Genomic DNA, 8701 nt, shown 5'->3' with positions numbered 1-8701 from the left:
GATCGAAATCGGCTTCGCGCAGCCCCGACGGCGTCAGCGACACGAAATGCATCGCCGTGCCGCGCGCCGGGAAGCCGGCGATGCCGGTCGAGCCCCACGGAATCGGCGAGCGCTGCACGCCGCTTACCTTCATGTCCGCCGGCGTGAGCGCGAGCGTCAGCAGCCGCCCGTCGCGGGTCGGCACATACGCGTGCGTGCCGACGACGCCGAGGCCCGATTCGCGCACCGACGCGGGCAGGCAATCGAGCGTCGCCGTGCGGCGGCCGTCCGGCGCAATCAGCATCGCGACGCCGCGCTCGTCCGCGGTCGTCGTGACGACGATGAAACGGTCGATCTCCGGCACATAGGCGGCTGAATACACGTAGTACTGGATCGCATCGTTCAGCGATCCGAGTTTGTCCAGTTTCGCGGTGACCGGGTCGAACATCGCGTATTCGAGCGTCGCGTCCGTGCTGCCGTCGATGAATTTCTGCCACACGAGCAGCGCGTTGCGCGGCGAGCCCGCGATCACGGGCCACCACTCGCGGCGGCGCGGCGCGACCGCGACATGGTTCAGCACGCGCCCGGCCGCGTCGTAGGTTTTCAGGTAGACGCCGTTGCCGCTGCCGAGGTTGTCGACCCCGCCGCCGTTGACCCAGTCCGCGGAATAGAACACGACGAAGCGGTCGGCGACCGTCGCGACGTGACCCGAGTGGCCGCCCGATTCGACGTCGTTCGGGTAGGGCTTGATCGGTTTCAGGTCGCGGCGGTAGACGCCGTAGCGCTGGCTGACTTCCTGCGACGTATTCCAGCCATCCTCGAACGTGACGAAGATGTCGCCGTGCGCGTTCTGCGCGATCGAGACGGGCTCCTGCGCCTCGGGGCGGCTGATGAACGTGCGCACGCGCAGCACGCGCGGCTCGCCGGGCGCCCATTCGCCGACGTACACGTCATGCGGCCAGCTACCGCCGCGCCGCGCGCCGCGCGGCACGACACCCGAGCTGCTGAAGAACACCCAGCGTTTGCCGTCACCGGCGTCGGCCACGCCGATGCCGTGCATGAAGCGCCGCGGGTCGCCGGTGTCCTGCGGCGCCGGGGTGCTCGGCACGGTGACCGTATGCACGACCGGCGCGCCGGCAAAGGCAGGCGGCGACGCCGTGCCGATGCCGCCCGCGCCGCAGAGGGCAGCCATGGCCAGCCGCATGACCGCCTGTACCGGGCGCGTTCGTCGCGTCATTCGACGGTCACCGATTTCGCGAGGTTGCGCGGCTTGTCGACGTCCGCGCCGCGTGCGCAGCCGACGTGATACGCGAGCAGTTGCAGCGGAATCACGTTGACGATCGGCGACAGCAGGTCGCCCGATTCGCGCACGCGGATCAGGTGCGTGTCGCGGTCGGCGTCGATCTCGAGCTGATTGCCGGCCAGCACGTAAAGCCGCCCGCCGCGCGCACGCACCTCGGCCATGTTGGACTTCAGCTTCTGGAACAGGCGGTCGTCCGGCGCGATCGTGACGACCGGCATCGCGCTCGTGACGAGCGCGAGCGGCCCGTGCTTCAGTTCGCCGGCCGCATAGCCTTCCGCATGGATGTACGACACCTCCTTCAACTTCAGCGCGCCTTCCAGCGCGATCGGGAAATGGATGCCGCGCCCGAGGAACAGCGCGTTCTCGGTGCGGGCGAACTTCGTGGCCCAGCCCATGATCTGCGTTTCCAGCGCGAGCGCGTGGCTGATGCGATCGGGCAGCGCGCGTAATTGCTTCAGGTGCGTCGCGACTTGTGCCGCATCGAGCCGGCCGCGCAGTTGCGCGAGCGTCAGCGTCAGCACGAACAGCGCGACGAGCTGCGTGGTGAACGCCTTGGTCGACGCGACACCGAGTTCGGCGCCGGCCCGCGTGAGGAACCGCAGCGGCGCGTTGCGCGCGATCGTGCTGGTCGCGACGTTGCAGATCGCCATCGACAGGTCCTGGCCCATCGCACGCGCCTGCTCGATCGCGCCGATGGTGTCGGCCGTTTCACCCGACTGCGAGATACCGACGACGAGCGTGCGCGGATCGGCCACCGTGTCGCGGTAGCGGTATTCGCTGGCGATCTCGACCTGCGCCGGCACGCCCGCGATGCTTTCGAGCCAGTACTTCGCGGTCAGGCCCGCGTAGTAGCTGGTGCCGCAGCCGAGCAGCAGCACGCTTCTCACCCGCGACAGCAGCGCGCGCGTACCTTCCGTCGCGTCGAACAGCGCCGGCGAGATCGCGTCGATGCCGTCGAGCGTGCTGTCGATCGCCTTCGGCTGCTCGAAGATTTCCTTCTGCATGAAGTGCTGGTACGGGCCGAGCGCGGCGTCGTCCGCGCGCGCCTTCACTTCGCACAACGGGCGCCGCGCTTCCTGCCCGCCCGCATCGACCACGGCGATGCGCTCCGGCGTGATCAGCGCGACGTCGCCGTCCTCCAGGTACACGAAGCGGTCGGTCAGGTCGCCGAGCGCCGCGCAGTCGGACGCCAGGTAGTTCTGCTCGGCGCCGATGCCGATCACGAGCGGCGAGCCGGCGCGCGCGGCGACGAGGCGCTGCGGCTCGCGCGCACTGAGCACCGCGATCGCGTACGCACCGTGCAGCCGCTTGACGGCGCGTACGACCGCGTCGAACAGGTCGTCGCGATAGAGGCTGTGGATCAGGTGCGCGATGACTTCGGTATCGGTCTGCCCGCGGAACGTATAGCCGCGTTGCTTCAGTTCGGCGCGCAGCGTGTCGTGGTTCTCGATGATCCCGTTGTGCACGACCGCGATCGTGTCGCCCGACATGATCGGGTGCGCGTTCATTTCCGATGGCGCGCCGTGCGTCGCCCAGCGCGTATGCGCGATGCAGGTCTGCGCTTCGAGGCCGAGCGTCAGCACGCGGTCCTGCAAGTCGGTCACGCGTCTCAACGTGCGTTCGCTGCGCAGGCGGCCGTCGCCCTGCACGGCGATGCCGCACGAATCGTAGCCGCGATATTCGAGCCGGCTCAGCGCGTTGACCAGTTGCGGCACTTGATTGTTCCGGCCGCTTGCTCCGACGATTCCGCACATGATTCACCTCGTCTCCAGGAAGTTGTCGACTGGCGCGTGTCGCGCGCCAGCACGGTGTCGAAAGCGGTGCCACGTCGCGCGGCAGGCGTCGCGCCCGGCGCGGCACGTTTCCGGCGATTCATTCGCGCGGTTGTGGCTCGGCATGCGCGATCCACTCGATGCCGGAAATCGACCCGTTCGCATCGTGCGACGCGACGAGAATGCGCGTCGTGCGTCGCGCGCCGCGCCGGCGCTCGCTCGCGAACGCGGTCGGCGGTACCGAGCGCACCTTCACGCTGGCCGAGCGCCGCAGCATCTTCGACACCCGCAACCGGTACGCGAGCGGATGCACGACGCGCCCCGCGATCAGCCACATGACGATCGTGCCGGCGATCAGCGCGATGCTCGTCACGTAGAACACGATCTGTTCGATCGGCATCTCGGCCTCGTTGAACGGCAGCAGGTAACGGTACGTATAGATGCAGATCGAGGCCCATACGCCCCCGACCAGCGCAGGCCGCACGAGACGGAACCACGCGACGAGCACGGGCCCGACGATGTTGCCGCGTTCGGCGATCATGTCGCGCGGTGCGCGCAGGGAAAGGTCAATAATCGGCGCGTTCTTCATGTTGAATGCCTCGGTCGGGACTGACCCAAACGGCGCGCTTGCCACGGCCCCGCAGCACGACGGCGGGCAGGGCGATGACGGTGGTGATCATGCTGATCAGCCAGAACGCGACGGGGTACCAGATGGTGTCAAGGAAGTACATCAGGAGTTTTTCGTCGTAACGACGATCGATCATGCTGCCGATGATCAGCTGCAGGATGCAGGTCGCGACCAGCAGCATCCCGTGCCAGTGCGGCACCACGGACACATGCCAGTTCGGCGGAAGCGGATAGACGACGTCGATCAACGCGAGCAGCAGGATGAACGTCATCGAGTACGCCCACGCGATGCCGATCAGGTATTCGGCGAACAGCGGCCACATCATCATCTGCGTCGGCCGCATCAGCGTGCCCGCGTACTTGAGCAGCACCTGGATGCCGCCCTTCGACCAGCGCAGCCGCTGCCGGTAGAGCCCCTTCACCGTCTCCGGCATCAGGATCCAGCTGAGCGCGTGCGGCTCGTACACGACGCGCCAGTCGCGGCATTGCAGCTTCCAGCTGATGTCGATGTCCTCGGTGAGCATGTCCGAGCTCCAGTAGCCGACGTCGGCGAGCGCCGTCTTGCGGAACATCGTGATCACGCCCGACACCGTGAAGATGCGGCCGTACACCTGTTGCGTGCGCTTGATCAGCCCGACGATCGACGAGAATTCGCCGACCTGCATGCGGCCGAGCAGCGACGTGCGCGTGCGGATGCGCGGGTTGCCGGTCACCGCGCCGACGCCCGGGTCGGTCAGGAAGTGCTCGAGCATCCAGCCGATCGCATCGTGCGCGAGCAGCGCGTCGCCGTCGATGCACAGCAGGTATTCCGCGTTCGACACGGCCGCCGCGGTCGTCAGCCCGACCGCCTTGCCTTCGTTGCGCGCGTGATGGATCACGAGCAGCCGCGGGATCTCGACGGCCAGCTCGTTGAGGATCTCGCCGGTGCGATCCTTGCTGCCGTCGTTGACCGCGATGATGTCGTAGTTCGGATACTGCATCCCGTTCAGGTGGCCGATCACGCTGCGCGCGTTCGCGGCTTCGTTGAAGCAGGGCACGACGATCGACACCTTCGGGATGCCGCTCGACGCGATCGTGCGCGTCGACAGCTCGCGGCCTTCCTCGAGCAGGAAGTAGTGCACGACGCCGCCGATCATCCACAGGTACGACATGAAGAACGGATAGTAGAAGACGAAATCCTGCAGGCGCTGGATGAGGCTATGGGAGGTCATGGTGTCTTGGTTCCCTGCGAGTGCTGCATCTGCATCAGCGCGTTGATCGAGGTGGGGTCGAGGCGCGATTTCAGCGACATCACGTCGCGCATCGCGTCGAGTTCCGGCTGGCCGTTCAGGAAGTTGTCGGGGTAGTAGCCGAAATTCACGGCGCCCTCGCTGCGCAGCCGCCGCATCTGCGCGAGCAGCGTGCCGGCCGGCACCGCCTTCTGCCCGTGCCAGTCGTATGCCTGCAGTTCGAACACGGTGCGCTGCAGCCCACGCTGCTTCGCGCGTACGGCCTTCACGAGCTGGTCCAGCCAGCCTTCCGGGTCTTTCGCCTGTTCCATGTACGGCATCGCCATCAGCGCGACGTAGTCGTAGGCGGCGAGGAAATCGTCGTAGTTCTGCGCGAACCACGCTTCCGATTCGGGCTTGAGCACCGGCATCGCGAAGATGTTGCGCGCGGTCAGCACGTCGCCGACGTTCTGGTGCGCCAGCACGATCTGCTCGAGTTGCCGGGTCATGTCGATCAGGTAGCGCGTCTTCTGGCGCGTCCAGCGTTTCATCAGGTCGGGGTTCTCGCGGATCTTGCCGATGTCGGCCGGCAACCCCCATTGCGAATAGGTGCGCAGCGCATGCCGGCCCCCATCCTCGTAGTCGTCGAGCACCGCGTCGTCGCTGAACAGGATGCCGCTGAACGACGCGTGCTTGCTGAGATCCTCGTAGATCTGCTGGATCATCAGCCGCGCATCGGGATCGAACGGACTCAGCCGGAACACGCGCGTGCCGTTCTCTCTAGCCGGCGCACCGCCGAACGCGCTCACGGCCTGGAGCGAGCGGAGCTTGTCGGGGGACGGCCGGAACGCGAGCACCGGCATCCACGCGTACACCTGTACGTTGGCGCGCGTATTGAGTTGCCACGCGGCACGCGAGAACAGGTCGGAACGCATCGGCAGGTGCCGGTTCGGGAAATACACCGCTTCGGCCACGCCCGTGCCCTTCGGGTCCGCAAACGCCTGCAGGTACACCGATTTCGGCTGCATCCGGTAGATGCGCTCGATCAGCTTGCCGAGATTCGCTTCCTGCCGTGCGGGATCGGGATCGTAGACCTGGTCGAGATCGACCTGCACGGTGCGCTCGGGCACGTCGACGTCGCCGCGGTTCGACGCCGGTTCGCGCATCGAGCGCTCGAACCCGCCGATGTCGACGTCGTACATCATCAGAATCCGTCTCAGTCGGTCGAGCGGCACGTCCGGCGTATTCGGGCCGGCATCGAGGCTGAACTGGACGTCCATGCCGAGCGACGTCGAGATCTGGCGCACGGGCTGGTTTTCCGCGCCGTACGGCCACACCATCGAGCGCGCGACGATACCGGTGCGTTCGCGGATCTGCCGCACGCACGTCTGCAGGTCGTCGTGCACGCGGGCGTGGAACTCGGCGTCGGTCTCGTAGCGTTTCTGATCTTGCAGGTAGAGATGCGACGTGGTCGCCGGCAGCTCGTTGCCTTGCGGATTCGCGACCGCGCCATGGTGGAGATTGTGGGTGTGGCAGCCGAGCTCGACGAATTCAGACTGGCCGAGCTTCTTCACCTCGTCCCACGACAGGAAGTAGTCGCGCGGCACTTGCACCTTGTCGCTGATGCGGATCGGCGTATCCGGCGGCGTGTCGATCCACGCGGTGACGAGGCCCATCACGGCCGGATACTTGAAGCGCTCGAGCAGCGGCAGCACTTTCGTGTAGTGGCTGCGGAAGCCGTCGTCGAACGTGAGCAGCACGGAGCGCGGCGGCAGCGGCTTGCCGCCGCGGCGCGACTCTTCGATCTGCTTGACCGTGATGGTGTGGTAGTTGTTGGTCTGCAGCCACGAGAAGATCGCGGTCAGCGTGCCGGTATCGACCGCGAACGGATCGATGATCGCGGTCGGCGACGAGAACGACGCCATCAGGTTGTCGCGCACGTCGTGCATGCAGATCACGCGAAACGTCTTGCCGTCGGCCGGATCGGACGGCGGCAGCAGATCGATCATCTTGGCGCCGGTCACGCCCGGGAACAGCGAACAGGCGGCAAACGTGCCGAGGCATCCGCACATGAAGGTCCGTCTGGATTGCATTCAGAGCTCCTTGCTAAAACGGCAGGTTGAGCGACAAGAAGCCGGTTTCGGAGCGTTCGCGCTGGCCGTCGTATGCGTGGCTGCTGACCTCGACGCCGTAGCTCAGCGTGATGTCGTGCTTGAACGTCCACGCGTGCTCGAGGCGCGCGCTCCACAGCGGGCTGGTGCCGAAGCCGCGCTCGTTGTACACGCCGCCCGATACCGACACGCGCTGTTGCAGCCCCGTGTCACCTTTCTTCCACAGCGTCAGCTGATGCATCACGGTCGCCGCGGCCGCGTAGTCGCGACCGGGGCTGAAGTAGGGCGCGTCCTGGCGCGTGTTGCTGTCGGTGCCGAGATTCAGCGAGACGTTGACGAGCTGGTTCGCGGACGTGTACACGCGCTGCGTGGCGGTCGCCGCGATCTCCTGGTGCAGGTTCGAATCGCTGTAGCGGCTCACGCCGTAGCTCAGCTTGACTTCGCGCCGGTCGTTCTGGCGATACACGACCTCGACGTTCGCGGAGCGGCCCCAGATGTGCGCGGCATACGCCTTCCACGGCAGCGAGTTGTCGTTGGTGTCCAGCCCGGCGCCGACCGTCCAGTAGTCGTTCAGCGCGTACGCGATCGTCCCGCGACCGCCGGTCCGGCCGTCCCCGCCCATCGAACGCGTGACCTCGCCCAGCACGGTGAGCGGCCCGTGCCGATAGTCGCCGCCGATGCCGGTGCGCGTGCGGCTGACGCTGCCGCCGTCGGTTTGCGCATGGCCGAAGAACGTATGCGAGAAGATCCGCCAGTTGTCGCCGAACGGTTGCGAATAGATGTAGCTGTCCGACGTGAAGCTGTTGTCGGCCAGTGCGCTGTTACCGTGCTCGAAGCTCAGGTCGGTCGTGAACACCGGGCTGCGGTAGGCGTTGTAGTCGCGCTTGAAGCTGCGCACGGAGCCGCTGTCCGGGAACGTGTTGCCCAGGGTCTGATCGACGGTCTTCGCGGTCGCGTAGTCGTCTGCCGTGAGCGATGCGCGGCCGAGGCCCGCGAGCATCTCGACGCTGTCCGGGTGATCGGTCAGCGATGCGCGATACATCGAGATCGCCTGGCGCGGATGCGACTGGCCCGACACGGCGTCGGCGTGCGCGGCACGGACCTCGGCGTTGAACGGCACCTCTTTCTCGAGCTGTTCGAGGGCGGCGATGCCCTGGTCGACGTGACCCGTGAAGATCAGGTACTGCGCGCGCAGCCGGTAGTAGCGCAGATAGTCGCTTTCTCCCGGACCGACGTTGGTCACCTGCTTGACCGGCGGCAGCGACTTCTCCATGTCGTCGAGCACCTGCTTCGCTTCGGGCGCGCGCGCCTGGTCGACGTACGACCAGAACAGCCCTTCGCGCAGCTCGATCGGCTGCGTGCGGGCGCCATACTGGAAGCCGCGGGTCGCGCGATCGGTCGGCGACGCGGTGGCCTGCTGCAACGCCCGCGCGTACACGGTGTTCGCCTTGGCCGGCTCGCTCAGGTACAGGTACGCATCGCCGACGGCCGCCAGCGCGTCGATCGAGATCTCCGCGTTGGACGGAATCGTCTCGAACGTCGTGACGGCCGCCTTCATGTCGCCGCGTGCGGCGAGGGCGACCACCCGGTCACCGGCGAGCGCCGTGCGGACCGGCGTGTACTCCGGCGTGGCCGGTATCCGCTTGTCGAGGTCGTCGGCGGCGCGCAGCGCGTTGTCGAGCCCGTCGAAGCGGTCCGAAC

The 8701-nt window shown here is 66.9% G+C and carries 6 protein-coding genes; all 6 read right to left on the bottom strand.

Translation table 11 applies throughout. From position 1 onward, the window contains the following. Positions 1-1216: hypothetical protein (locus tag JMF90_RS12515; RefSeq protein ID WP_201325139.1), on the bottom strand; the 1216-nt coding region annotated here is incomplete at its 3' end. Beyond that, a complete protein-coding gene (glmS, locus tag JMF90_RS12510) occupies positions 1213-3036 on the bottom strand; it encodes a glutamine--fructose-6-phosphate transaminase (isomerizing) (protein ID WP_011547964.1) in 1824 nt (607 codons plus the stop codon). The genes glmS and JMF90_RS12515, both read right to left, overlap by 4 nt. A gap of 118 nt (positions 3037-3154) precedes the next feature. Beyond that, complete coding sequence (locus JMF90_RS12505) at positions 3155-3643, bottom strand: hypothetical protein (RefSeq protein WP_011547963.1); 489 nt, start codon at positions 3641-3643, stop codon at positions 3155-3157. After that, the gene (pgaC, locus tag JMF90_RS12500; RefSeq protein ID WP_011547962.1) at positions 3621-4892 is read right to left on the bottom strand and encodes a poly-beta-1,6-N-acetyl-D-glucosamine synthase; all 1272 of its coding nucleotides are present in this window, start codon (positions 4890-4892) and stop codon (positions 3621-3623) included. Before pgaC ends, JMF90_RS12505 begins: the two co-directional genes overlap by 23 nt. Beyond that, a complete protein-coding gene (pgaB, locus tag JMF90_RS12495) occupies positions 4889-6982 on the bottom strand; it encodes a poly-beta-1,6-N-acetyl-D-glucosamine N-deacetylase PgaB (protein WP_011547961.1) in 2094 nt (697 codons plus the stop codon). The genes pgaC and pgaB overlap by 4 nt, the downstream gene beginning before the upstream one ends. A 13-nt stretch (positions 6983-6995) precedes the next feature. Continuing rightward, positions 6996-8701, bottom strand: a 1706-nt coding sequence (gene pgaA / locus JMF90_RS12490) for a poly-beta-1,6 N-acetyl-D-glucosamine export porin PgaA (protein WP_201325138.1), incomplete at its 5' end; no start/stop codon positions are given.

Source organism: Burkholderia sp. E168m23, from assembly GCF_016586125.1.
Classification (GTDB): domain Bacteria; phylum Pseudomonadota; class Gammaproteobacteria; order Burkholderiales; family Burkholderiaceae; genus Burkholderia; species Burkholderia orbicola.
This window is presented reverse-complemented; position numbering and strand designations above follow the sequence as displayed.